The organism is Stenotrophomonas africana (assembly GCF_013004645.1).
Lineage (GTDB): Bacteria > Pseudomonadota > Gammaproteobacteria > Xanthomonadales > Xanthomonadaceae > Stenotrophomonas > Stenotrophomonas africana.
Genome location: NZ_JABEME010000001.1, coordinates 385760 through 410455 on the forward strand (window position 1 = coordinate 385760; position 24696 = coordinate 410455).

Annotated in this window: 24 protein-coding genes; 20 read left to right on the forward strand and 4 right to left on the reverse strand. The window is 66.9% G+C overall.

What is annotated here, in order from left to right; all coding sequences use genetic code 11:
- Nucleotides 1-26: 26 nt before the first annotated feature.
- From HLA98_RS02020 to map, 11 genes are all read left to right on the forward strand, one after another.
- Nucleotides 27-863, forward strand: a complete 837-nt coding sequence (locus HLA98_RS02020; protein ID WP_057500123.1) for an alpha/beta hydrolase — start codon at nt 27-29, stop codon at nt 861-863.
- Between the two features lies 1 nt (nt 864).
- Entirely contained in the window at nt 865-1224 is a 360-nt protein-coding gene (locus HLA98_RS02025; RefSeq protein WP_012479558.1) for an EamA family transporter, read from the forward strand.
- Entirely contained in the window at nt 1221-1619 is a 399-nt protein-coding gene (locus tag HLA98_RS02030) for a DMT family transporter (RefSeq protein ID WP_057500122.1), read from the forward strand. Before HLA98_RS02025 ends, HLA98_RS02030 begins: the two co-directional genes overlap by 4 nt.
- 10 nt (nt 1620-1629) lie before the next feature.
- Entirely contained in the window at nt 1630-2838 is a 1209-nt protein-coding gene (locus HLA98_RS02035; protein WP_057500121.1) for a DegT/DnrJ/EryC1/StrS family aminotransferase, read from the forward strand.
- A gap of 167 nt (nt 2839-3005) precedes the next feature.
- Complete coding sequence (locus HLA98_RS02040) at nt 3006-3719, forward strand: MtnX-like HAD-IB family phosphatase (protein ID WP_057500120.1); 714 nt, start codon at nt 3006-3008, stop codon at nt 3717-3719.
- Between the two features lie 64 nt (nt 3720-3783).
- Nucleotides 3784-5184 carry an aspartate aminotransferase family protein gene (locus HLA98_RS02045; RefSeq protein WP_006425764.1) on the forward strand — a complete coding sequence of 467 codons (1401 nt, stop codon included), beginning with the start codon at nt 3784-3786 and terminating at the stop codon, nt 5182-5184.
- Nucleotides 5185-5212: 28 nt separating this feature from the next.
- Nucleotides 5213-6277 carry a GNAT family N-acetyltransferase gene (locus tag HLA98_RS02050; protein WP_057500119.1) on the forward strand — a complete coding sequence of 355 codons (1065 nt, stop codon included), beginning with the start codon at nt 5213-5215 and terminating at the stop codon, nt 6275-6277.
- Nucleotides 6278-6280: 3 nt separating this feature from the next.
- The gene (locus HLA98_RS02055; protein WP_057500118.1) at nt 6281-7165 is read left to right on the forward strand and encodes an arginase family protein; all 885 of its coding nucleotides are present in this window, start codon (nt 6281-6283) and stop codon (nt 7163-7165) included.
- Between the two features lie 114 nt (nt 7166-7279).
- Nucleotides 7280-7639 (forward strand): bleomycin resistance protein, encoded by a 360-nt coding sequence (locus HLA98_RS02060; protein ID WP_057500117.1) that lies wholly within the window; start codon nt 7280-7282, stop codon nt 7637-7639.
- Between the two features lie 68 nt (nt 7640-7707).
- Nucleotides 7708-7920, forward strand: coding sequence for a ParD-like family protein (locus HLA98_RS02065; RefSeq protein ID WP_006425741.1), 213 nt, complete (start codon nt 7708-7710; stop codon nt 7918-7920).
- 7 nt (nt 7921-7927) lie between these two features.
- On the forward strand, nt 7928-8710 hold the full coding sequence (gene map, locus HLA98_RS02070; RefSeq protein WP_057500133.1) for a type I methionyl aminopeptidase: 783 nt from the start codon (nt 7928-7930) through the stop codon (nt 8708-8710).
- Here the strand turns inward: map and HLA98_RS02075 are convergent.
- Nucleotides 8707-9321 carry a LysE/ArgO family amino acid transporter gene (locus HLA98_RS02075; RefSeq protein ID WP_057500116.1) on the reverse strand — a complete coding sequence of 205 codons (615 nt, stop codon included), beginning with the start codon at nt 9319-9321 and terminating at the stop codon, nt 8707-8709. The genes map and HLA98_RS02075 overlap by 4 nt on opposite strands.
- Nucleotides 9322-9427: 106 nt before the next feature.
- Here HLA98_RS02075 and HLA98_RS02080 point away from each other — a divergent pair, with 106 nt between their 5' ends.
- The 5 genes from HLA98_RS02080 (at nt 9428) to HLA98_RS02100 (ending at nt 15102) form a co-directional block, all read left to right on the forward strand.
- Nucleotides 9428-10321, forward strand: a complete 894-nt coding sequence (locus HLA98_RS02080; RefSeq protein ID WP_057500115.1) for a LysR family transcriptional regulator ArgP — start codon at nt 9428-9430, stop codon at nt 10319-10321.
- 78 nt (nt 10322-10399) lie between these two features.
- The gene (locus HLA98_RS02085; protein WP_057500114.1) at nt 10400-11800 is read left to right on the forward strand and encodes a TolC family protein; all 1401 of its coding nucleotides are present in this window, start codon (nt 10400-10402) and stop codon (nt 11798-11800) included.
- Nucleotides 11793-12806 (forward strand): HlyD family secretion protein, encoded by a 1014-nt coding sequence (locus tag HLA98_RS02090; protein ID WP_057500113.1) that lies wholly within the window; start codon nt 11793-11795, stop codon nt 12804-12806. Before HLA98_RS02085 ends, HLA98_RS02090 begins: the two co-directional genes overlap by 8 nt.
- Nucleotides 12791-13978: an ABC transporter permease gene (locus HLA98_RS02095; RefSeq protein ID WP_057500112.1), complete on the forward strand. Its 1188-nt coding sequence runs from the start codon at nt 12791-12793 to the stop codon at nt 13976-13978. The genes HLA98_RS02090 and HLA98_RS02095 overlap by 16 nt, the downstream gene beginning before the upstream one ends.
- Nucleotides 13975-15102 carry an ABC transporter permease gene (locus HLA98_RS02100; protein WP_057500111.1) on the forward strand — a complete coding sequence of 376 codons (1128 nt, stop codon included), beginning with the start codon at nt 13975-13977 and terminating at the stop codon, nt 15100-15102. The genes HLA98_RS02095 and HLA98_RS02100 overlap by 4 nt, the downstream gene beginning before the upstream one ends.
- A gap of 126 nt (nt 15103-15228) precedes the next feature.
- On the opposite strand, the gene HLA98_RS02105 is transcribed toward HLA98_RS02100, so the two are convergent.
- Both HLA98_RS02105 and HLA98_RS02110 read right to left on the reverse strand, forming a co-directional pair.
- Entirely contained in the window at nt 15229-15597 is a 369-nt protein-coding gene (locus tag HLA98_RS02105; RefSeq protein ID WP_014646414.1) for a glycine zipper 2TM domain-containing protein, read from the reverse strand.
- A 166-nt stretch (nt 15598-15763) separates the two neighbouring features.
- Entirely contained in the window at nt 15764-17986 is a 2223-nt protein-coding gene (locus tag HLA98_RS02110) for a methyl-accepting chemotaxis protein (RefSeq protein ID WP_057500110.1), read from the reverse strand.
- Nucleotides 17987-18595: 609 nt separating this feature from the next.
- Between HLA98_RS02110 and HLA98_RS02115 the strand changes: the two genes are divergently transcribed.
- From HLA98_RS02115 to HLA98_RS02130, 4 genes are all read left to right on the forward strand, one after another.
- Complete coding sequence (locus HLA98_RS02115) at nt 18596-18988, forward strand: barstar family protein (protein ID WP_057500109.1); 393 nt, start codon at nt 18596-18598, stop codon at nt 18986-18988.
- A 125-nt stretch (nt 18989-19113) separates the two neighbouring features.
- A complete protein-coding gene (gene mutS, locus HLA98_RS02120) occupies nt 19114-21705 on the forward strand; it encodes a DNA mismatch repair protein MutS (RefSeq protein WP_057500108.1) in 2592 nt (863 codons plus the stop codon).
- A 186-nt stretch (nt 21706-21891) separates the two neighbouring features.
- Nucleotides 21892-23535 carry a catalase gene (locus HLA98_RS02125; protein ID WP_057500107.1) on the forward strand — a complete coding sequence of 548 codons (1644 nt, stop codon included), beginning with the start codon at nt 21892-21894 and terminating at the stop codon, nt 23533-23535.
- 108 nt (nt 23536-23643) lie between these two features.
- Nucleotides 23644-24246, forward strand: coding sequence for a DUF937 domain-containing protein (locus tag HLA98_RS02130; protein WP_057500106.1), 603 nt, complete (start codon nt 23644-23646; stop codon nt 24244-24246).
- 38 nt (nt 24247-24284) lie between these two features.
- Here HLA98_RS02130 and HLA98_RS02135 read toward each other — a convergent pair whose 3' ends face one another.
- Nucleotides 24285-24692, reverse strand: coding sequence for an Hsp15 family ribosome-associated heat shock protein (locus tag HLA98_RS02135; protein ID WP_004149153.1), 408 nt, complete (start codon nt 24690-24692; stop codon nt 24285-24287).
- Nucleotides 24693-24696: the final 4 nt, after the last annotated feature.

Genomic DNA, 24696 nt, shown 5'->3' on the forward strand with positions numbered 1-24696 from the left:
CCCCACTGCCGTCACGGAGCCGCCAGGTGACCGAATCGCACGACTTCTTCCTCCCCGGTGGCCCACAGGGCGTGCTGCTGGTCCATGGCCTGACCGGCACCCCCGCGGAAATGCGCATGCTGGGCAAGGGCCTGAACAACGCCGGTTTCACCGTGCACGGCGTGCAGCTGCCCGGGCATTGCGGCAGCGTGGATGATCTGCTGGCAACCACCTGGGAACAGTGGTACCTGGGCGTGGAAGATGCGGCGGCAACCCTGCGCGGCAAGGTCGACCAGCTGTTCGTCGGTGGCCTGTCGATGGGCGCGGTGCTGTCGCTGGCCTTGGCTGCACGTCGCCCGGAGTGGGTCTCCGGGGTCGGCGTCTACGGCGCCACTTTCCGCTACGACGGCTGGAACATCCCCGCCGTGGCCCGGCTCTCGTTCCTGCTGCCGTGGTTCAAGCGCTTCAACATCGGCCGCGACCGCATGTTCATGGAAGAACCGCCCTACGGCCTGCGTGACGAGCGACTGCGTGCGCAGGTCAGTGCCGCCATGCTGTCCGGCGACAGCGCGGCGGCCGGCCTTCCGGGCAACCCCTGGCACGCGCTGGCCGAGATGCGCGCCCTGAGCAACTGGACCCGCCGCCACCTGCACCAGGTCACCGCGCCGTGCCTGGTGATGCACGCACGCGAAGACGACGTGGCCAGCATGGGCAATGCCGAACTGGTGATGTCGCGGGTCAGCGGCCCGAAGGAACTGGTGGTGCTGGAAGACAGCTACCACATGATCACCATCGACCGCGAACGCCGCGACGTGATCCGCCGCAGCGCGCGCTTCTTCACCGAGATCGGTGAACGCAGTGGCGTCCTCAAGGCGGTGGCCTGAAATGGGGGCACTCGCCACGCTGCTGTGGCTGGCCAATGTGGTACTCGATACCGGTGGCCAGCTCGCCTTCAAGGCCGCCGCCAGCGATCCGCAGGAAGGCGAAGGACTGCAACGGTGGAAACACATGCTCAGCCGTCCCTGGCTGTGGATCGGCATCGCCTGCTATGTGCTTGAGTTCGTCGCCTGGATCGCGTTCCTGTCGCTGGTGCCGCTGTCCAAGGGCGTGCTGCTGGGCTCGATCAACATCGTCGCACTGATGATCGCTGGCCGCTTCCTGTTCCGGGAGAAGCTCACGCCGCTGCGGGTGACGGGCATGCTGCTGGTCACCGCAGGCGTGGCGGTGGTGGGAGCTGGCTCATGAGGCGCCTGTATGTAATCGGCTTCCCGCTGCTGATGGCCTTCGACACGCTGGCCCAGCTGTGTTTCAAGTACGCCGGTGATGCCGCGCTGCCGGTCGAGGCCAACACCGCGTGGCTGCTGCGCGTGCTGTCGCAGCCGTGGGTGTACGGCGCCATCCTCGGCTACGTGGGTGCGTTCTTCACCTGGATGAGCCTGCTGCGGCATGCGCCGATCGGCCCCGCATTCGCCGCCTCGCACCTGGAAGTGATCAGCGTGCTGCTGCTGTCGGCGTGGCTGTTGAACGAGCCGCTGACCCTGCACCATCTGCTCGGTGCAGTACTGATCGTGGCCGGCATCGTCTGCCTCGGCCGCGCGGAGGCCGACGACCCGCACAGCCCGGCCGAAAGCACGACGTGAGCGCACCACGATGAGCCTGTTCGCGCGCGAGCTCCCACCGACGGCGGGCCTGCCGATGCAGGCCAGCGATTTCCTTCCCGGTGGCGGCAACCTGCGCGACATCCTGGCCAGCCAGCTCGGCACACCCCCTCTGCAGCTGACCTGCTCCGGTACCCACGCACTGCTGATCGCGCTGCGTACGCTGCGCAAGCGTGCACCAAAGCGCGACACCGTAATCATGCCGGCCTATACGTGCCCGCTGGTGCCGATCGCGGTGCACAGCCTGGGTCTGCGGGTGCAGCTGTGCGATACCCGGCGCGACCATTTCGACTTCGACCCCGGCCAGCTCAGGCGTCTGGCCGATGCGCGCACGCTGGCGATCCTGCCCACCCACCTGGGCGGTCGCATCGCCGACGTCGAGCTGGCCTGCGAGGTCGCACGCGGCGCCGGTGCCTGGGTGATCGAAGATGCCGCACAGGCACTCGGTGCACGGGTTGGCAACACCAGTGTCGGCCTGCGCGGCGACATCGGTTTCTTCAGCCTGGCCGCCGGCAAGGGACTGAGCCTTCACGAAGGCGGCCTGCTGGTCAGCCGCGACGACGAACTGCGCGCCGCGCTGGCCGAACATGCCGCCGAACAGGTGCATTTCAGCCTGCGCTGGGAGCTGCTTCGCAGTGTGCAGCTGCTCGGGCTCGCAGCCTGCTATCGACCCTCGCTGCTGTCGCTGGTGTACGGAAATCCACTGCGCAGTGCACTGCAACGCGGCGATCTGGAAGAAGCGGTCGGTGACATTTTCCCGCTGGACATCCCGCAGCACCGGGTCAGCCAGTGGCGGCAGAACATCGGCGCACATGCCGCGCGGCGGCTGCCCGCCTTTTTGCAGGCCGGACGCCTGCGTGCATTGCAGCTGCGGGTGCAGCTGGCACAACTGCCGGCGGTGGACGTGGTCGACGGGCTGGCCGGTACCGGCGGCACCTGGCCGATGCTGATGCTGCTGCTGCCCAGCCAGCGCGCGCGCGATGCTGCGCTGAAGAACCTGTGGCCACGCGGTCTCGGCGCCAGCCGCATGTTCATCCATGCCCTGCCCGACTACGCCTATCTGCGAGGCATCGTGCCGCAGGCCGACGTGCCCAACGCGCGCGACTTCGCCGCACGCATGCTGACCCTTGGCAACAGCGCCTGGCAGACCCGTGAAGAGACCGCAGAAATTCTGCAGGCATTGGCTGACGCGCAGCTCTGAAAGCGGGTATTCCCGGGCAATCGGCCCATTCACAAAGATCATTCCTGAACGCTTTCCCCGCCCGGAAATGAAGGCTTTCAACAGGAAAGGAACGAGAAAGGCTGCCTGCCTACATTGAGCCTGCCCCGGCATCGCGCCGGACGTTTCTTTCATCGACGGACCTGCCCATGCGCTGGAGCATCCTGTGTGACTTCGACGGCACCATCAGCCTCGAAGATGTCATCGACTCGCTGCTGGAGAAGTACGGCCAGCCGGGCTGGCAGGAACTGGAAGAGCAGTGGAAGTCGGGAAAGATCGGCTCGCGTGAATGCATGCAGGGCCAGGTCAGGCTGCTGAAGCTGGACCCGGCCACGCTCGACGCCCACCTGGACCAGGTACAGATCGATCCGGGCTTCGCCGACTTTGTCAGCCGCGCCGAACAACTGGGCGTGCCGCTGCGCATCGTCAGTGATGGCCTGGACTATGCGATCCACCGCATCCTCGCCAACCACGGCCTGTCGCGACTGCCGGTGGTGGCCAACCACCTGCGCTGGTGCGGGGACCACTGGGAACTGGAATCGCCCTACCAGGCCGAAGGTTGCCGCAGTGGCACCTGCAAGTGCACCTGCGCTGCGCAGGCGCGCGCCAACGAAGCACCGCGCGTGCTGATGATCGGCGATGGCAGCTCGGACTTCTGCGTCTCTGAAGACGCCGACTTCGTGTTCGCCAAGCGCCGCCTGATCACCCATTGCACGAAGGCCGGCATCGAACACGCCGCCATCGACACCTTCCACGATGCAGTCGCGCTGCTGCCGCGCCTGCTCGATGGCAGCCTGCTGCAGCCACGTCGCATCGACGCCAGCCCGCAGCCCATCGTACTGCCCCTGCTGGCCACCGCCTGAGCACTCCCTTCCAGACCCGCTCCCCGTTGCCCCCTTTCGAACGTCCTTCACGGAACCGAACTGCATGAACATTTTTGACAAGAACGCCGACGCCGCTGCCTCCGATGCGCAGCTGCTGGCCGACGAAGCCCGCTACAGCTCCTTCGGCGATACCGTCCACTACGTCGACCCGCCGAAGATCTTCCAGCGCGGCGAAGGCAGCTACATGTTCGACGGTGCGGGCGTGCCCTACCTCGATCTGCAGATGTGGTACTCGGCCTGCAACTTCGGTTACAGCAACAAGCGCCTGAACGACGCGCTGAAGGACCAGATCGACACCCTGCCGCAGGTCGCCAGCCAGTACCTGCACCCGACCCGCGTGCAGCTGGCCAAGACCATTGCCGTGGACATGCACGAGAAGTTCGGCCTCGACGGCCGCGTGCATTTCAACGTCGGCGGCGCGCAGGCCATTGAAGACTCGCTGAAAATCGTGCGCAACGCGCGTGGCGGCAAGAGCCTGATGTTCGCCTTCGAGGGCGGCTACCACGGCCGCACCCTGGGCGCGTCGTCGATCACCTCCAGCTACCGCTACCGTCGCCGCTACGGCCACTTCGGCGAGCGCGCGATGTTCATCCCGTTCCCGTACCCGTTCCGCCGCCCGAAGGGCATGACCCCGGATGAGTACTCCGACCACTGCGTGTGGCAGTTCGAGCGCCTGTTCGAAAGCGAGTACAACGGCGTGTGGGATCCCAAGGTCGGCCAGGCCGAATACGCCGCGTTCTACGTCGAGCCGATCCAGGGCACCGGCGGCTACGTCATTCCGCCGCGCAACTTCTTCACCGGCCTCAAGCGCGTGCTGGACAAGTACGGCATCCTGATGGTGGTCGATGAAATCCAGATGGGCTTCTGGCGCACCGGCAAGCTGTGGTCGATCGAGCACTTCGGCGTGACCCCGGACGTGCTGGTGTTCGGCAAGGCGCTGACCAACGGCCTGAACCCGCTGTCGGGCCTGTGGGCGCGCGAAGAGCTGATCAACCCGACCGTGTTCCCGCCGGGCTCCACCCACTCCACCTTCAACTCCAACCCGCTGGGCACCCGCCTGGGCCTGGAAGTGCTGAAGCTGGGCAAGGAAATGGATTACGAGCGCACCGTGCCGGAAAAGGGCGCGTACTTCCTCGACGGCCTGCGTGGCCTGCAGAAGCGCCACCCGGAAATCGGCGACGTCGACGGCCTGGGCCTGGCCCTGCGCGCCGAGATCTGCCAGACCGACGGCTACACCCCGAACAAGGAACTGCTGGATCGCATGGTCGACATCGGCCTGGCCGGTGACCTGCTGCATGACGGCAAGCGCATGGGCCTCGTGCTCGACGTGGGTGGCTGGTACAAGAACGTGATCACCTTCGCGCCGTCGCTGGACATCAGCTACGAAGAGATCGACCTGGCGATCACTCTGCTCGATCAGGCGCTGACCAAGGCCAAGGGCTGACGTCGATGCGCTGCCGGTTCCCGTGCCGATGGAGATGACGTCACGCGCATCCAGCACCGCGCTGGAACCGGCTGCGCTGCTGGAGGGCTTCCTGGCCCACCCGCCGCTCGGATTCGAGGCAGGCCGCCTTCCCAGCGGCCTGCCGACCTTCCGTGCGCCGCTGGACCTGACCACCACGATGGACGACGAACTGCGCGGCAGGCTGCTCGGCCTGCCGCTGTCGCGCCTGTGGCGGCCATGGATCACCTGGAAGACCCGCTTCGTCGGTGCCACCAGCACCGAGTACACCCCGTTGCCGGCGCACGTAGCGCCGGAGGCGCTGGCCGAGGACGTGGCGCGTCACGCGATCGGTGATACGCGCCTGCTGGTGGTCAAGGACCTGGCCATCGATTCACCGCTGCTGGACGATGCCGCCAACGCACACAGCGGCGCCTTCCTGCAGGCATTGCTGGCGCGCGGCTTCGTCGAACTGGAAGGCATGCCGCTGGCCTGGGTGGCGATCGATTTCGATTCGCTCGATGGCTATCTCGGCCGCCTGTCGTCCTCGCGCCGCAAGAACATCCGGCGCAAGCTCCGTTCGTGTGATGACCTGCAGATCGACTGCATCGCCACCGGTGATCCGGCCCTCGCCGACCCGCAGCTGCAGGCCGAACTGTACGCACTGTACCTGGGCGTGTATGCGCAGAGCGCGGTGCATTTCGACCAGCTCGACCTGCCCTATTTCCAGTACCTGCTGGCCGACGGCCAGGGCCAGGGACGGATGTTCCTATACCGCCACCAGCGCCAGCTGATCGGCTGGAACCTGTGCTACGTGCATGCCGGCAAGCTGGTGGACAAGTACATTGGCCTGGCTTATCCGCAGTCGCGCGAGCACAACCTGTACGCGGTCAGCTGGATGCACAACCTCGAGTACGCGCTGCAGCACGGCCTGAGCCACTACGTGGCCGGCTGGACCGATTCGCGGATCAAGGCCGAGCTGGGCGCCCGCTTCACCTCCACCCGGCACGCGATCCACGCCCGCTCCCCGCTGTTGCGCGCTGCCCTGCGCAAGCTGGCGCCGCATCTGCAGGGCGAACCGGATGGAGGCGGTTGAACGATGCCGTTGCGTTCCCCGCTGATTCTGGACCTGGACGGTGGCGTGCTGCCGCTGCCACAGGCGCAGACGCTGGCCCTGCCGCAATGGCATGACCCGCTGCGCTTCGCCTGCAGCAATGCCACCCTCGACCGTTTCGCCGCGGAAGTGCTGGCGCCGCTGCCGGCCCAGCTCGGCACGGTCATGCTCGGCAGCGGCGACTTCCACCACCTCAGCCTGCCGCTGCTGCAGCGCATGCGCCCGCAGCAGCCCTTCCAGCTGGTGGTGCTGGACAACCATCCGGACAACATGCGTTTCCCGTTCGGCATGCACTGCGGTTCGTGGGTGAATGCCGCCAGCAAGCTGCCGCAGATCTCGCACATCCACGTGCTGGGCATCACCTCGAGTGACATCGGCCTTGGCCACGCCTGGGAAAACCATTGGCGCCCGCTGATAGGCGGGCGCCTGACCTACTGGTGCATGGATGTGGACGTGGGCTGGGGCCACCGCCTCGGCATGGGCCGTGCATTCCGACGCTTCGAGCATCCGGAGGGACTGGTCGCCGCGTTCGCCGCCGAGCAGGCCAAATCGCCGCAACCGGCCTACCTGTCGATCGACAAGGATGTGTTCGCCGAGGACGTCGCCCGCAGCAACTGGGACCAGGGCCGCTTGCAGCTGGAACACGCACTGGTGGTGATCGAAGCACTGCGCGCCGGTGGCCTGGTCGGCAGTGACATCACCGGCGAAGTGTCGCTGGCCAACTACCAGAGCCGCTTCAAGCGCTGGCTGTCGTCGCTGGATGGTCAGCCTGACATCAGCGCCGAGGATCTGCCAGTCTGGCAGGCGCGGCACCAGCAGGTGAACCGCGAACTGCTGGCCGCGATGGCCGCCGTGCCGACGGCCTGCTGACCGCGTCGGTAGTGCCGGCCGCTGGCCGGCAATGCCAACCAAGGTTGGCATCTACCAGACCAATGCCGGCCAGCGGCCGGCACTACACTGGACTCCCACCCCGGAGCCCTCGCCATGCCCCAGACCGTCATCCCGCAGCTGCGCATGCGCCACGCCGATACCACCCTGCCGTCCTACGTGCAGGGGCTGGGTTTCGTGGTCGACTGGGAACACCGCTTCGAACCCGGTTTTCCACTGTTCGCCCAGCTCACCCGCGACGGCCAGACGATCTTCCTCACCGAACACAGCGGCGACTGCGAGGTCGGCGGCGCGGTGTACTTCATCGTCGAGGATGTCGACGCCCTGCACCGCGCCTTCAGTGCCGCCAGCGTGCCGATCGAGCAGCCCCCGCATGACACCGAATGGGGCAGCCGCGAGATGCTGCTGCATGACCCCGACGGCAACCGGCTGCGCTTTGCCACCCACGTGGACTGAACGATACGGACTTGAGGCGAATATACGAAGCATATATGCTTCGTATATCCACTCCTCCAGGACCGCCCATGGGCATCGTCAACATCGATGACACCCTGCACGACCAGCTGCGCCGCGCCTGCACCGTCTCCAGCCGTTCGATCAACGCCCAGGCCAACTTCTGGATCCGGGTCGGCATGCTGTGCGAGATGAACCCCACGCTGAGCTTCCAGGACATCGTCGCCAGCGAACTGCGCGCGGCCGGCGTGCAGCCGCAAGCGCTGGCCCCCGGGCGGGCCTGACATGGCGATGATCAAGCAGCCGCACGAAATCGCGCTGATGGCCGAATCCGGACGCCTGCTGGCGCAGGTGTTCGCCGCGCTCGACCAGCTGCCGCTGCAGGGCCGCAGCACCATGGAGATCAACGAGTTCGTCGAGCGCATGATCGTCGATGAGCTGCACGCGCGGCCGGCCAGCAAAGGGCAGTACGGCTTCCCGTACGTGCTCAACACCTCGATCGACAACGTCATCTGCCACGGCGTTCCCAGCACCACCGACGTGCTGCGCAACGGCCAGATCGTCAACCTCGACATCACCCTGGAGAAGAACGGCTACATCGCCGACTCCAGCACCACCTACCTGGTCGGTGAGGTCGACTACGCCGCGCGCAGGCTGGTGCAAACCACCTACCAGGCGATGTGGAAAGGCATCGGCGCAGTGCGCCCCGGCGCACGCCTGGGCGATATCGGCCACGCCATCGCCCGCCACGCGCGCAGCCACGGCTACAGCGTGGTGAAGGAGTACTGCGGCCATGGCATTGGCCAGGAAATGCACGAGGAACCGCAGATCCTGCACTACGGCCATCCCAATACCGGCATGGTGCTGGAGGAAGGCATGGTGTTCACCATCGAGCCGATGCTCAACCAGGGCAAGCCGGCCATCCGCCAGCAGCCAGACGAATGGCCGGTCTACACGCGCGACGGCAAGCTGTCGGCGCAGTTCGAGCACACCCTGGCGGTCACCCGCAGCGGCGTGCGCGTGCTGACCCTGCGTCCCGGCGAAACCCCGCAGTGCGCGGTGGACGTGGCCTAGAGCGGGCGCAACAGCAACAGTGTCGCCAGGCAGAACATGAAGACCGCCACGCCGGCGTCCAGCATCCGCCAGGCGCTCGGCCTGCGGAACACCGGCTGCAACAGGCGCGCGCCATAGCCCAGCGTGCAGAACCAGGCCACGCTGGCCGCGCAGGCACCGGCGGCGAACGCCCAGCGCAGATCGCCCGGGTAGCGTGTGGACAGGCTGCCGAGCAGCACCACCGTATCCAGATAGACATGCGGATTGAGCAGGGTGAAGGCCAGGCAGGTCAGCAGTACCTGGCGTCCGCTGCCACCCTGCGATTCGGCGGCGGCCAGTGCACTGCCCCCTCGCCAGGCCCGCAGCCCGGCCTGCAGGCCGTACCAGAGCAGGAAGGCAGCACCACCGAAGCGCAGCACCTGCAACAGCAATGGCCACTGCAGCACCAGCGCGCCCATGCCGCCGACGCCGGCCAGGATCAGCGCGATGTCCGCGCCGGCGCAGGCCAGCACCACCCTCCCCACGTGACGCTGCTGCAGGCCCTGGCGCAACACGAAAGCGTTCTGTGCGCCGATGGCGATGATCAGGCCGGCACCTGCGAACAGGCCGGCGGCGGTAGCAGCAATCCACATCAGGACAGGCCAGGCAGTGAGGGGACGCGCAGGGTGCGGCCAAGGGTCCGGTTAAGACAATCTGTTTTTTCTTTATGCTGTGCAGAAAAACTGAAGAGGCTTCCATGTGGACCTGGTACATCCGCAACTGACCGCGTTTACCGCGGTGCTGGAGGAAGGCAGCTTCGAGGCCGCCGCACGCCGCCTGTCGATCAGCCCGTCGGCGCTGTCACAACGGATCAAGGCACTGGAGGATCGGCTTGGGCAGGTGCTGGTGGTACGTCAGGCACCGTGCCGCCCTACCACGGCCGGTGAGGCGCTGCTGCGCCGTGTGCGGCCGATGCAGGCGCTGGAGGCCGAGGCGGTGGCCGAACTGCTGCCCGATCGCGGCAGTGACGCTGCGCGCACGCCGATTCCCTTGGCAGTCAACGACGACTCGCTCGATACCTGGTTCGTGCCGGCCATCGCCGACCTGCACCAACGTCATGGTTACCTGTTCGACCTGCGCATGGACGACCAGGACCACACCCTGCAGCTGCTGCGCGATGGCAGTGTGCTCGGCGCGGTCACCGCCGAAAACCAGCCTGTGAAGGGCTGCAACGTGCACCCGCTCGGCGCGATGCGCTACCACGCCATCGCCTCGCCCCGCTTCGCCCACCAGTACTTCAGCACCGGCATGCAGGCCGCAACATTGGCACGCGCGCCGATGCTGGTGTTCAACCGCAAGGATGAACTGCAGTGGCGCTTCGTGCGGCGCCTGACCCGCGCGCGGCTGCAGCCGCCGCTACACTACCTGCCCTCCTCCACCGGTTTCGTCGAAGCCGCCGCATGCGGGCTCGGCTGGGGCATGGCCCCGGAAAGCCTGGTCGCACCGGCTGTGCGCGCCGGCCGCGTGGTGGTACTGGAACCCGGCCGCTGGCTCGATGTGCCACTGTACTGGCAGCATGCAGCCGTGCGCTCAAGCACGCTGCAGCACATCACCCAGGCGCTGCGCGCTGCAGCCAGCGGCACCCTTCGTTGAGGACCAACCAATGATCGCAGACCCCGGCTTCACGCCACGCGCACTACCGTTTGCGCACTTCTTCATCACAGGGACGGCATGGGCGTGATCGGCCGACGTACAAGGATGCACCGCGCGAAGGCCGCGCTGGCGCTGGCAACCTGCCTGCCACTGGCTGCGGCGGCGCAGTCTCTCACCGATGCACCCGCCTTGGACTGGGAACAGGCGCGGCAGCGTCTGGAGCAGGTTTCCGATGCACTGGCCGCCGCCGACGCATCGGTACGCAACAAGCAGGACCTGCAGGACGCCACCCGACTGCTGCGCCTGCCGGAAATCACCGGCGAAGTACGCAGGCTGCAGTTCCAGAAGACCCTCACCCTGCCACTGGGTTCGCTGGCGCCGGTAGCCGAGGCCTTTGGCATCGACTCGCCGCTGTCGTTCACCGAACGCGACTGGCGCACCCGCCCAGTGGTCACCGCGGTGCTGCCGCTGTACACCGGCGGCGTGATTCCGGCCGCGCAACGTGCCGCCAGCGCCGCCCACGAACAGGCCAGCGCCGAGCGCGAAGCACAGCGCCAGTCGCTGACCGTGCAGCTGGCCCAGGCCTATTTCGGCCAGCGCCTGGCCGAGCAGGCAGTGGACGTGCGCCGCGACGTACGCGATGGCCTCAACCGCCACCTGTCCGATGCAGAGAAGCTGGAACGCGAGGGCTTCGCCACCCGCGCCCAGCGCCTGCAGGCCACCGTGGCCCGCGACAAGGCCGAGCGCGAGTACCAGAAGACGGTGAACGATCTGGCCACGCTGAAGGCTGCGCTGGCCACGCTGCTGCGCAGTGGCGGCGAGGTACAGCCGGTATCGCCGCTGTTCGTGCAGCGCGTGCCGCTGGAACCGGTGGCCAGCTTCGAGCGCACGGCGCAGGCGCGCCAGCCGCAGATCGCACGCCTGCGGGCGATGGTGGCACAGGCCGAACAGGGCGTGCGCGTGCAACAGGCCAAACTGAAGCCGCAGATCTTCGCCTTCGGCCAGTACGACTTCCGTCGCCGCGACGAGATGCTGACCGATCCGGACTGGGCGTTCGGCATCGGCCTGAAGTACACCTTCCTGTCGCCGAACTCGCGTCCGGCGCAGATCAGCGCCGCACGTGCGCAGCAGGACCAGGCCGAAGCGGGCCTGCGCGAGGCCGAGAACCAGGTCGCGCTGGGCGTGCGCAAGGCCTGGAACGAGCTGGAGACCGCGCGCCAACAGTACGTGCTGCTCGACAGCAGCATCGCCCAGGCACAGGAAAACCTGCGCTTGCAGGAGCTGGCGTTCCGCGAAGGCCAAGCGACTTCGCTGGATGTGATCGACGCGCGGCTCGGCCTCGGTGGCGCCCGTGTCGAGCGCGCGCAGGCCGCCTACCAATACGATATTGCGCTGGCACAGTTGCTGGAGGTCAGTGGACAGATGGACCGTTTCGAAGAGTTCCGGCGGCGTGCGGACGAGGTGATCGACCATGAGTGATGTGCTGCACGACGACGCGACGACGCCCCCGGCCAAGCGCCGCCTGGGCCCGATCCTGATAATGGTGCTGCTGGTCCTGGTGGTACTGGGCTTGTGGCTGGCCTGGCGCAGCCCTGCCGACCAGATCCAGGGCATGGCCGATGCGGACACCATCAACGTGGCCGCCAAGATCACCGCACGCGTGGCCGAGTTGAAGGTGCGCGAGGGCGACCGCGTGCAGCCAGGGCAGGTGCTGTTCCTGCTCGACAGCCCCGAAGTGGCCGCCAAGGAACAGCAGGCGCACGGCGCCCTGGCCGCCGCACAGGCCGTGGCCGACAAGGCCGACGAAGGTGCGCGCAGCGAAGACATCCGCGCCGCCGAAGCGAACTGGAAGCGGGCCGAAGCCGGTGCGACGCTGGCTGAAGCCACCTACCAGCGCGTGCAGAACCTGTTCAACGAAGGGGTGATGACCCGGCAGAAGCGCGATGAAGCGCATGCCCAGGCCACCAGTTCGCGCGAACTGGCACGTGCCGCCCGCGCGCAGTACGACATGGCATTGGCCGGCGCACGCGAGCAGGACAAGCGCGCCGCCCAGGGCCAGGTGCAGCAGGCACAGGGCGCAGTGGCCGAAGTCAACGCCGCGCGTGTCGAAGTGGAAGGGCGCGCGCCGGTGGCCGGCGAAATCAACAAGCGCATGGCCGACCCGGGCGAACTGGTGCCGGCCGGCTACCCGGTGTTCACCCTGGTCGACATCGACCGCATGTGGGTGGCGATGAACCTGCGCGAATCGCAGATGCAGGGCCTGAAGGTCGGCAGCAAGCTGCAGGGCAGCGTGCCGGCGCTCGGCCTGGACGGCGAATTCGAGGTCTACTTCATCAACCCGGCGGGCGACTATGCAACCTGGCGTACCACCCGCCAGTCGTCCGGCTACGATGTCCGCAGCTTCGAGGTGCGGGTGCGCCCGGTACGCCGCATCGAGGGCTTCCGCCCCGGCATGAGCGTGCTGTTCGCATGGCCCCAGCACTGAGCCCCGACCGAGGCGGCTTCGCCGCCTCTTGGCGACGCGAGCTTCGGTCGCTGCGCGGCAACCGCGCCGATCTGATGCTGGTCACCGTGCTGCCCCTGCTGATGCTGCTGGTGATGGCGTGGATGTTCACGCCCTCGGTAATGCGCGACATTCCGATCGCCGTGGTCGACCTCGACCACAGCAGTGACAGCCGCCTGCTGCTGCGCATGCTCGACGCCAGCCCCGGCGTACGCATCACCAGCCAACCTGCGGACATGGAGGACGCACGTTCGCAGCTGCGCAGCCTGGACGTGTTCGCCATCGTGCTGGTGCCGCGCGACGTCACCCGACAGGCGCTGCGGGGCCGTCAGGGCACGGTGTTCGCCTATTACAACGCCACCTACATGACGACCGGCCAATCTGCGGCGCGCGATATCGGCGACGCGGTTTCGGCCTGGAACGCACGCTTGCTGCGCGAGCGCATCGGGCTGCAGGTCGGCCCGGGCAAGCTGCGTGCGGCGCCGATCGCGGTGCAGTCGGACATCCTGTACAACCCGGCACGCAGCTACGAATTGTTCCTGCTGCCGCTGATCTTCCCGGCGGTGATGTCGCTGGTGCTGGCACTTGCGGTGGCCGGCAGCCTCGGCCGTGAGATCCGCGACGGCACTCTGCCCGCCTGGATGGGCCGCACGCCATGGTCGGCGATTGCCGGCAAGGTCGCGCCGTACATCCTGCTGTTCTCGCTGTACGGCGCGCTTGGCATCGGTTACCTGGCCTGGCTGCGCGGCGATGGTGTGGCGGGCAGCGTGCTCCTGCTGCTGCTCGCGCAGCCACTGTTCTATCTGGCCACCGCCGCCTACGCGTTGTTCTTCGTCGGCGTCACCCGTGACATGGGCACTGCGCTGTCCGCAGTCGGGCTCAGCATCGGCACCGCACTGGCGTTCTCCAGCGCCACCTTCCCGGTGCTGGACGGCCCCCTGTTCACCCGCGTCTGGCACCAACTGCTGCCGCTCAGCGCCTACATCAAGCTGCAGACCCAGCAGCAGTTCATCGGTTCGCCGCTGCAGGTCTCGGTATGGCCGCTGGCCACGCTGTTGTTGATGGCGGTCGTGGCCGGTGGCATCGGCGGCCTGCGCCTGATCGCCTTCGCGCGCACGCCCGAGGCCGCGCAACCGGCGGGAGCCGACACATGAGCCCACTCTGGCGCAGCCTGCGGCAGACCCTGATGGCGGTGCTGTGCGACCGCTATGCGATCGTGGTGATGGTCGGCGCGGTGATCCTGTACTCGTTCTTCTACCCGGCCGCGTACCGCCACCAGGTGGCCGGCAACCTCCCGGTGCTGGTGGTGGACGAAGACCACAGCGCCACCAGCCGCGAACTGCTGCGAAAACTCGATGCACTTCGGGTCGCGCGCGTGGTCGGGCAACCAGCGGACATCGACAGTGCGCGCCAACAACTGGAAGCCGGCCACGCCGAAGGCATCGTCGTGATCCCGGCCAACCTGGAGCGCGACATCCTGCGCGGCCACCCGGCCAAGCTGGTGCTGCTCGGCAACGGCGCCTACCTGGGCCGTGCCAGCTGGGTGCTGGGCAGCGTGGCCGATGCACTGGGCGCGTTCGGGCGTGACGCCGTGGTCGGCCAGGCCGCCTTCATGGGCGCGCCACAGGCGCCGCCGGTCACCCTGGTGCAGCGCCCGCTGTACAACACCCAGGAAGGCTATGGCAGCGCCATCGTGCCCGGTGTGGCCGAGCTGATCGTGCACCAGACCCTGCTGATGGGCATCGGCGTGCTGCTCGGTGGTCGTCGTCTTGCACTCGGCCGGCGCCTGCGCTTCGACCTGCCGACCCTGGCCGGCATGGCGATGGGCTTCGGCCTGATCGGCCTGTTCGGCCTGTTCTGGTACGCCGGGTTCACCGCCTGGGTGCAGGACTATCCGCGCGGCGGGAACCCACTGGGCCAGCTGCTGGGCGGCACCCTGTTCATCGCCGCTACCGTGGTTTTCGGCCTGTTCGTCGGCAGCTTCTTCCGCACCCGCGAACGCGCCTTCCAGTTCATCATCGCCACCTCGATCCCGCTGTTCTTCCTGGCCAACCTGTCGTGGCCGGCAGTGATGACGCCGCAACCGCTGGTCTGGCTGGCGCAGCTGCTGCCTACCACCTCCGGTATCAACCTGATGGTGCGCCTGAACCAGATGGACGCCAGCCTGGCCGACGTCAGCCACGAACTGATCACCCTCACCGTCCTGCTGCTGCTCTACGGCAGCCTCGCCACCTGGCGCCTCCTCGCAAAAAAGGGGACGGAGGGGATTAAGTCGTAAACGGCCGGTTTGGGGGATTGCGACTTAATCCCCTCCGTCCCCTTTTCCGTAACGACGAACGCCGGCGCAAGGCCGGCGTTCGACTACCGCGGTGTGGAAGGGGAAACGGGGGCTGTCAGCGATCGATCAGCGGTAGACGCGTTCGCAGCGGCGCTCGACCACGCGGTCGCCGTTCTTCTGCTGGCTGTTGCCCTGGATCTGGCGACCGGCCGCACCACCGGCGACGGCACCGGCCACGGTAGCGAGCTTCTTGCCATTGCCGCCGCCCACCTGGTTGCCCAGCAGGCCGCCAATCACCGCGCCGGTGGCCGTACCGGCAATGCGGTTGGGATCGCGTGAGTTGCGCTGCACTTCAACGTTCTTACAGACCACGCGGCTGCCGTCGTTGAACCTGCGTCCCTCATCGCGCGGCCCGTAGGTCTGCGCGCCAGCCACGGACGAAGCCGCCAGCAGGGTGCCCAGCACAAGCAATCGGGTCGAGGTCTTCATGGCCATCTCCTGAGTTCCGGTATGGCGCAAGTGTCCTCCCGCGGTTGGCAACCGGAAGTGAAATGCGCGTGCCCGCCATTTCATCGGCCATCGCGCGTTCAGGAAGAAAATCCGCGCCCATCGCGACCAGCCGTCGCGATGGGCGCCGTCTCCCTGCCGGCATTGCCCCCTGCTAGAACTCCTCCCAACCACCCGCATTGGCGGCCAACGTCGGCTCCATCCGCGGCGACAGCACCGCCGGCCGGCGCACCGGCGCAACCGATGCCGCCACCGCTGCCAGCGCCGGGCGCACCACTGCGGCGGCGGTCACTGCCCCCGTGCGGAACACCGACACTGCCTCGGCCAACAGGTTTGCCTGCTCCTCCATCGAGCGCGCTGCGGCACTGGCTTCTTCGACCAGCGCGGCATTCTGCTGGGTGGTCTCGTCCATCTGCACCACCGCCTGGTTGACCTGTTCGATGCCCGAGCTCTGCTCCTGGGATGCAGCGGAGATGTCGGCCATGATGTCGGTGACTCGCTGCACCGAGGCCACGATCTCGCCCATCGTGGTGCCGGCCTGGCGGACCAGGGCCGATCCATCGGCGACCTTGCCGACCGAATCCTCGATCAGGCCCTTGATCTCCTTGGCCGCACCGGCCGAGCGCTGTGCCAGCGTGCGCACCTCACTGGCCACTACCGCAAAGCCCCTGCCCTGCTCGCCGGCACGCGCGGCTTCCACCGCCGCGTTCAAGGCCAGGATGTTGGTCTGGAAGGCGATGCCGTCGATGACACTGATGATCTCGGCGATCTTCTTCGAAGAGGCTTCGATGGCCGACATCGTGGTGACCACCTGCCCGACCACTTCGCCGCCCTGCGAGGCGACACCGTGCGCGCCGATGGCGAGCTGGTTGGCCTGGCGTGCGTGCTCGGCATTCTGTTTCACGGTGGAGGTCAGTTCCTCCATCGACGCAGCCGTCTCTTCCAGGTTTGCCGCCTGCTGTTCGGTGCGCCGCGACAGGTCGGTGTTGCCCGAGGCAATCTCGCCTGCCGCCAGGTTGATGCTGGACGCGCTGGACTGGATGCGGCCGACAATCTGCTTGAGCTGATCGACGGTGGCATTGCAGTCATCGCGCATGCGGGCAAACACGCCGTGGAAGTCCCCCTGCATGCGTACGGTGAGGTCACCGCGCGAGATCGCCTGCAGCAGGGTCGAGACCTGCACCAGGTTCTCGTCGGTGGTCTGCATCAGCCGGTTGAGCCCTGCCACCATGTCGCGGAAATCGTAGGCGAAGCGACCTTCGTCGCCACGCAGGCTGAAGTCGCCTGCCGCGGCCGCTGTCGCCAACCGGCGGATCTCGCTGTTGATCGCCGACAGGCTGGTCTTGGTTTCGTCCATCGCCTGGGTGATCGCCGCCTTCTCGCCGGGCAGCGGGTCCATGTCCACCGACAGATCGCCGCGTGCGTAGTGCTTCATCACCTCGATCAAGCGGTTCTGCACCTGCACGTGCGATCCGACCAGCGCATTGGTCTCATGCACCATGCGCCCGTAGTCGCCGGGGAAGGCGCTCTCGTCCATGCGGTAGCTGAGGCTGCCCGCATCGTGCTGGCGCGCCAGCTCACCCTGCGCCGCCATCACCGCCTGCAGCTGTGCCTGCATGCGCTGCATCGACCTGAGCAACTGGGTCACTTCATCGTTGCCCGAGGCATCGATGACGTTGTCCAGCCGCCCATTGGCGATACCGTCGGCCAGCTTCACCGCGCCTTCCAGAGGGCGGGTCAGGCTGCGGGTGGTCGCCCACGCGGCCAGCGCGCCGAGCAACAGGCTCATCACGCCGAACACGATCGACAAGGTGCCGGTCCAGGATTCGGTTGAACGGTATTCCTCGCGGCTGCGCTCGGTCAGCGTCTCCTGATGCCGCAGCAGCGTCGAGATGGCCTCGTTCCACGCCGTCGCCAGCCCATGCTCGGCGAGCAGTTCCTTGGCCGCGCCGTCGAAATCACCCGCCTTCAAGCGCTCGTGCAGATGCCGGGTGGAGGCGTCGGTGGCCTTGCGTGCCGCATCGATTTTCGCAACCAGGGTATCGCCGGTGGCGTCACGCGGAATCTTGATGTATTTGGCCCAGATACCATCGTAGGACTGCGACAGCTGCTGTGCGCGCTGATAATCCTGGTCAAAATCCTCGCCGCGCTTGATCACCATCAGGCGCCGATGCATCAGCACCGCATTATTGGTATCCAGCATGTCGTTCAACAGCCGCATCTTGACCATGTTGACGCCCACCACTTTCTCGAACTGGGCGGACTTCAGGTGATTTCCATACAGCACCAGGCCGACGATGGCCACGATGAACAGCAGCAGCAGACCAAACCCGGCACCCAGCCGGGATCCCACTCGGAGGTTGCGTAAGGCGAGCATCTCAATTCCCTTGATCATGGCCGTACGATCGGTTGCGGCGCAGGCAAGGGAAACTTTATGGGCCGTTATTATTGCATCGATCCAAAACAACGAAACTGTGCAGGCGGTCGTGAAATTGAACGGAGCCAGGAGGTATACCCGAAAATATCGACACCCCCTCACACACGGATCAATACCGCGCCGCCATCACGGGTATCGACGCAGCCACGACTTTCAACATTCAGCGGTTATACGCCCCACTGGAGTCAGCCAGAATGGTTACAGGAGTTCATACCATGCCCCTGCATCTCCATATTCATTTTCTCCGAAGTACGCCCATGGAGTACCGGCAGGAGCAGCGGAGCGTATTGCGAGCGGCGTAACATCATCTGAAATGCATCTCGATGGCGGGGTGACCTGCAATCGCCGGGGCGTGGCCCAACGTACGACTCATGCCATGGAACGCATCATTATTGAGGCTCCATGCACTCCGCTTGAGACTGACGTAACTCCTGGTGCGGGCGCTATACACGGCCATACGGCGCGCAGTCTGTGTTGCCCGGATGTGCTCCGCAGATCGCGCGCCACGCGCCCCCTCATCCGCACCTGGAACAACGCTACAGTCCGTACATGACCATCACCCTGCAGATCGAAGGAACCGCCATCGATGACATTGCCGGCCTGTACGCGGAGATCAACCGCGTGTTCATGGCCGGCGAGGACTGGCAGCTCGGGCCGAGCCTGGATTCGCTGGACGACCTGTTGCATGGCGGCTATGGCGCGTTGGCCGGCCATGCGCAGGCCACACTGATCTGGCGCGATATCGCCCACAGCCGCACGGCTCTGGGCGTCGAGACCACCCGCCAATGGCTGCAGGCCAAGCTGGACACACCGGGCAGCTTCAATTCGCAGGCCATTGCCCGCCAACTGGACGCGCTGCAACGGGGCGAAGGTCCGACCTACTTCGAGATCGTCATGGAGATCTTCGGCGGCCACCGGCAGATCACCCTGGTCCCGGCCTGACCCGGATGCTGTGCCGTACTCCGGTGGCGGCAGCCCTGCGCCCCAGCAGTTACCATGGACGGCCCTGTACCAGCTTCGCTGCCGCCGCCCTCCGGCGCGGCCGGACGCCCTGATCCACGAGTCCCATGTCCAAAGACAAGTCCGCCGAACACACCCCGCTGATGAAGCAGTTCTTCGCAGCCAAGTCCGATTATCCAGACCTGCTGCTGTTCTTCCGCATGGGCGACTTCTACGAGCTGTTCTACGACGACGCGCGCAAGGCCGCGCGCCTGCTCGACATCACCCTGACCCAGCGTGGCAGCTCCGGCGGTGCACCGATTCCGATGGCCGGCGTGCCGGTGCATGCCTACGAAGGCTACCTGGCACGGCTGGTGGCGTTGGGCGAATCGGTGGCGATCTGCGAGCAGATCGGCGACCCGGCGCTGGCCAAGGGCCTGGTCGAACGCAAGGTGGTGCGCATCGTCACCCCCGGCACGGTCACCGACGAGGCACTGCTGGACGAACGCCGCGACACCCTGCTGATGGCGCTGTCGCGCAGCAAGCAGGGCTACGGCCTGGCCTGGGCCGACCTGGCCGGTGGCCGCTTCCTGGTCAACGAAGTGGAGACCGACGACGCGCTGGAAGCCGAGCTGGCCCGCCTGGAGCCGGCCGAGCTGCTGGTACCCGACGAGGAGAACTGGCCGGAGTTCCTGCGCCAGCGTACCGGCGTGCGTCGCCGCGCACCGTGGCTGTTCGACGCCGACAGCGGCCGCCGTCAGCTGCTGAACTTCTTCAAGCTGCATGACCTGAGCGGCTTCGGCATCGATGACAAGCCGCGTGCGACCGCTGCCGCGGGCGCCCTGCTCGGCTATGTCGAGGAAACCCAGAAGCAGCGCCTGCCGCACCTGACCTCGATCGCGATGGAAACCGCCGGCGAGGCGATCGCGATGAACGCCGCCACCCGCCGCCACCTGGAACTGGACACACGCGTCGACGGCGATACCCGCAACACGCTGCTGGGCGTGCTCGACAGCACGGTGACGCCGATGGGCGGCCGCCTGCTGCGGCGCTGGCTGCACCGTCCGCTGCGCCTGCGCGAGGTGCTGGTACAGCGCCACCATGCGGTGGAAACCCTGATCGATCGCGGCAGTGACGCCGACATCCGCGAGCAGTTCCGCCGCCTCGGCGACCTGGAACGCATCCTCACCCGCGTGGCGCTGCGCTCGGCGCGCCCGCGCGACTTCTCCACCCTGCGCGATGGCCTGGGCCTGCTGCCAGCCGTGCGCGAAGTGCTGGCGCCGCTGGATTCGCCGCGCCTGCAGACCCTGCATGCCGCGCTGGGCGAACACGATGAGTGCGCGCAGCTGCTGGCCAGCGCCATCGCCGAAATGCCACCGCTGAAGCTGAGCGACGGCGGCGTGCTGGCCGATGGTTTCGATGAAGATCTGGACGAACTGCGCCGCCTGTCCACCCATGCCGACCAGTTCCTGGTCGACCTGGAACTGCGCGAGCGCGAGAGCAGCGGCATTCCCACCCTGAAGGTGGGCTACAACCGCGTGCACGGCTACTACATCGAAATCAGCAAGGGCCAGTCCGATCGCGCGCCGGTGCACTACACCCGCCGCCAGACGCTGACCAACGCCGAGCGCTACATCACCGAAGAACTGAAGGCCTTCGAGGACAAGGTACTGTCCGCGCGCGACCGTTCGCTGTCGCGCGAGAAGTACCTGTACGAACAGCTGCTGGACACCCTTGGCGGGCAGCTGGAACCGCTGAAGCAGTGTGCCGCTGCACTGAGCGAACTGGACGTGCTGGCGGCCTTCGCCGAACGCGCACAGGCGCTGGACTGGGCGCGCCCGGAACTGCAGGCCGAGCCGTGCCTGAAGATCGAGCGTGGCCGCCACCCGGTGGTCGAGGCGGTACGCGAGCAGCCGTTCGAACCCAATGATCTGGACCTGCATCCGGAACGTCGCATGCTGGTCATCACCGGCCCGAACATGGGCGGTAAATCGACCTACATGCGGCAGAACGCGCTGATCGTGCTGCTGGCCCACATCGGCAGCTTCGTGCCGGCCAGCCGTGCGCTGATCGGCCCGATCGACCGCATCCTCACCCGCATCGGCGCAGGCGACGACCTGGCGCGCGGGCAGTCGACCTTCATGGTCGAAATGGCCGAGACCAGCTACATCCTGCATCACGCCACCGCCCATTCGCTGGTGCTGATGGATGAGATCGGCCGTGGCACGTCTACTTACGATGGCCTGGCGCTGGCCGACGCCGTGGCCCGCCACCTGGCCTACCAGAACCGCTGCTACACGCTGTTCGCCACCCACTACTTCGAGCTGACCGCGCTGGCCGACGAGCAGCACGAAGGCGGCCGTAGCGGCATCGCCAACGTGCACCTGGATGCCGTCGAGCACGGTGAGGCGCTGGTGTTCATGCACGCGGTGAAGGATGGCCCGGCAAACCGCAGCTTCGGCCTGCAGGTGGCGGCACTGGCCGGCCTGCCGCGCGCCACCGTGGCACAGGCACGCCGTCGCCTGGCCGAGCTGGAACAGCGCGGTGGTGAAAGCCATGCCGCCGAGCTGGCACCCCAGGCATTGGATGCACCGCAGCAGTTCGGCCTGTTCGCGGCGCCGTCGAACAAGGCACAGGAAGCACTGGCCGCCATCGATCCGGACGAACTGACCCCGAAGCAGGCGCTGGAAGCGTTGTATCGCTTGAAAGCGCTGCTGTAGCCGCAGCGCACGTGCTTGGCCTCCTGCCTGGCAGGAGGCCCATCGAAAGATTTCGCAAATCTGATTCTGCGTTTCAATTGACAGAATCTATCAACCTGAACGAATCATTCGATTATTCATTTCATCTGGCGCTAGCTAAAGTCGAGTGAAGATGTTCCACCCCATCTTCACCCGCAGGAGCCAGCCATGAGCCAGTCCGATAACAACAGCCCCAAATGCCCGTATCACACCGCGCCGTCGCCTGCGGAAGGCGCCCAGCAGCAGCGCGAGCTGAGCACCACGCCGAAGCAGAAGCAGGGTGATGACCCGGTCACCCCGATGACCACGGCCTTCGGCGCGCCGGTGGTGGACAACCAGAACAGCAAGACCGCCGGCCCGCGCGGCCCGCTGCTGATGGAAGACGTGTGGCTGCTGGAAAAGCTGGCCAACCTCAACCGCGAGATCATTCCCGAGCGCCGCATGCACGCCAAGGGCTCGGGCGCGTTCGGTACTTTCACCGTCACCCACGACATCAGCAAGTACACCCGCGCCAAGCTGTTCGAGAAGGTCGGCAAGCAGACCGAGATGTTCGCGCGCTTCACCACGGTGGCCGGCGAGCGCGGCGCCGCCGACGCCGAGCGTGACATCCGCGGCTTCGCGCTGAAGTTCTACACCGAAGAAGGCAACTGGGACCTGGTCGGCAACAACACGCCGGTGTTCTTCCTGCGCGACCCGCGCAAGTTCGCCGACCTCAACAAGGCCGTGAAGCGCGACCCGCATACCAACCTGCGCAGCGCGCGCAACAACTGGGACTTCTGGACGCTGCTGCCCGAAGCCCTGCTGCAGGTGACCGTGGTGATGAGCGACCGCGGCATTCCGCGCAGCTTCCGCCACATGCACGGCTTCGGCTCGCACACCTACAGCTTCACCAACGCCGACAGCGAACGCTTCTGGGTGAAGTTCCACTTCGTCAGCCAGCAGGGCATCGAATCGCTGACCGACGCGCAGGCGCAGATCCTGGTCGGCCATGACCGCGAAAGCCACGGCCGCGACCTGTTCGCCGCGATCGAGAAGGGCGACTTCCCGAAGTGGAAACTGTTCATCCAGGTCATGCCGGAGCTGGAGGCGGAAACCTACCGCATCCATCCGTTCGACCTGACCAAGGTGTGGCCGAAGAGCGACTACCCGCTGATCGAAGTGGGCCAGTTCGAACTGAACCGCAACCCGGTCAACTGGTACCAGGACGTTGAGCAGTCCGCGTTCGCACCGAGCAACCTGGTGCCGGGCATCGGCCCGTCGCCGGACAAGATGCTGCAGGCCCGCCTGTTCGCCTATTCCGATGCGCAGCGCTACCGCCTGGGCGTGAACCACCACCAGATTCCGGTGAACGCCGCTCGCTGCCCGGTGCACAGCAACCACCGCGACGGTGCGATGCGCGTGGACGGCAACTACGGCGGCCTGCCGCACTACGAGCCGAACAGCTACGGCCAGTGGCAGGAACAGCCGCAGTACCGCGAGCCGCCGATGAAGATCCGCGGTGACGCCGACTTCTGGAACTTCCGCGAGGACGACGCCGACTACTTCAGCCAGCCCGGTGCCCTGTTCCGCAGCTACAACCAGGCACAGAAGGATCGCCTGTTCGCCAACACCGCCCGCGCCCTGGGCGATGCGCCGGACTTCATCAAGCAGCGCCACATCGACAACTGCAGCAAGGCCGACCCGGCCTATGGCGCTGGCGTTGCCGCGGCCCTGAAGGCCCTGGCCAGCCAGCCGTCGGATCCGTTCAAGCCGGCGCAGCCGGAAGCGGACTTCCCCACCGCGACCCCGGGCGCCGAAGACATCGAGCTCTGATCGCCCTGGCCCGTGTACGGCACGCCGCCTCCCCGTGAGGCGGCGTCGCCGTTTTAACGGTCCGCGTCGTACCTTCTGCACGCCCAACCCCAATCAAGGATTCCGCAGATGAGCCTGACCGACGAACTTCTCGCCAAACTGCAGGGTGCCCCGCTGCAGCAGGTGTCGCAGCAGCTCGGCATCAGCGATACCCAGGCCTCCGGTGCGATCAGCGCCGCGCTGCCGGTGCTGATGGGCGCGCTGGGCAACAACGCCTCTCAGCCGCAGGGCGCGCAGGCGCTGCTCGGCGCGCTGCAGAACAACCACAGCGGCCTGGACCTGGGCAGCGTGCTCGGCTCGGTGCTGGGCGGCGGTGGTGGCGGTGCCGCCAGCGACGGTGCTGGCATCCTCGGCCACATCTTCGGCGGCAGCCAGCAGAAGGTGGAAAACGGCCTGGCCCAGGCCACCCAGCTCGACAGCGGCCGCACCAGCCAGCTGCTGCAGATCCTTGCCCCTATCGTGATGGCCTTCCTCGCCCAGCGCCTCGGCGGCGGCCAGGCCGATGCCGGCTCGCTCAGCCAGGCCCTGGGCCAGGAGAAGCAGCAGGTGCAGCAGCAGGGCGGCCTTGCCGGTGGCCTGCTCGGCAGCCTGCTGGACCAGGACGGTGACGGCCAGCTCGGCGTGGGCGACCTGCTGAAGATCGGCGGCAGCCTGCTGGGCGGCAAGCGCTGAGGTTTGCGGGCGCCGGACCCGGTCCGGCGCCCTGGTACTTACAACGCGTCGATATCGCCCAGCGCGCGGATCAACCTCCGTGCGCGCTTGTCCGGCTTGTGCTCCGGCGGCTGGAACCCATCGCGTGCGGCGATGCGCAGCGCACGCTGTTCGGCACGACGGGCCTTGGAGGCCTCGCTCTCGGCATACAGCTGCTGTGCCGTCGGCGCTGGCCCGCGCTGATCGCTCAGGCCCAGCACCTGGATCTCGAAATGCTCCTCGCCGCGGTCGACCTGCAGCTGCTCGCCCACGCGCACCGCGCGCGAGGATTTCGGGCGCTGCCCGGCGACGCTGACCTTGCCGGTTTCGATGGCCTGCTTGGCCAGGCTGCGGGTCTTGAAGAAACGGGCCGCCCACAGCCAGATGTCCAAGCGGACACTGGGCGACAGCGGGGAAAGCTCAGGCATTGTT